At 77.8% G+C, this 785-nt stretch carries 1 pseudogene; it reads left to right on the forward strand.

Annotation, left to right across the window (positions count from 1 at the left end):
* Positions 1-214 precede the first annotated feature (214 nt).
* Positions 215-785 (forward strand): annotated as a pseudogene (locus AC2W7A_RS13035) (hypothetical protein); the annotation flags it as partial.

Here is a 785-nt window from a genome sequence, read left to right on the forward strand (position 1 = left end):
CTCGCCCCCCGGCGGGACGGCCCCGCCCTGCTTGCTTGCGGGGCCCGCCCCTGCTTGTTTCGTGCTCGGCCCTGCTGCTGGGCCTGCTCGAGTCCCCGGTGGCGGTGATCCTGTGCCACTACGGGGTCCTGTTCGCCCCTGGCCCCCTCCCCTGCTGCGGCTGGGCACCCGTGCCGCCCTGTCCGCTGGGGTCGCCTGGACGCTGCTGGGCCCGGTGGCGGTCCTCGCCGTCACCGCGGCGGGGTGGGCGGCGGTCGGCCGCACCGCCCTGTCCGTGGACGGCCGGCTGTGGACCTCCCCCATGCCGACGGACCTGCTGCGCCCGGGCGTCCTGGGCCTGGACCTGCTGCTGACCGGCTACTACCCGCTGCTGTCCTGGGGCGGGTTCCTGCTGCTGGGCATCGGCCTGGGCCGGGCCCTCGAGGCCGCCCGGGACGGCATGAAGTCCGCGGCGAACCCGCCCTCCGCACCCACGGCGGCTGGGACCGGCACAGGCTCCGCCGCGGAGTCCCGGATGCGGCGGACTTCGCTGCGCATGCTCGTCGGCGGTGCCGCGGCCGGGGCGGTGGGGTCCGCCCTGTGGCTGCTGCTCCCCCGCAGCGCGGCCGTCCTGGAGCGCGTCGCCGCCGCCACCGGGCAACCGCCGCAGTCCCTGCACTCGTCCCTGCTGACCGGCGAGCACACCCTCGTCTGGCTGATCCCGGATCCACTGTGGCTGGCGCTCGCCGTGCCGCACGGCGGCGGCGTGGGCGAGGCGCTGCGTGCCGCCGGGGCGGCCACCGCCG

The organism is Micrococcus sp. LASM2_SD2 (assembly GCF_057364565.1).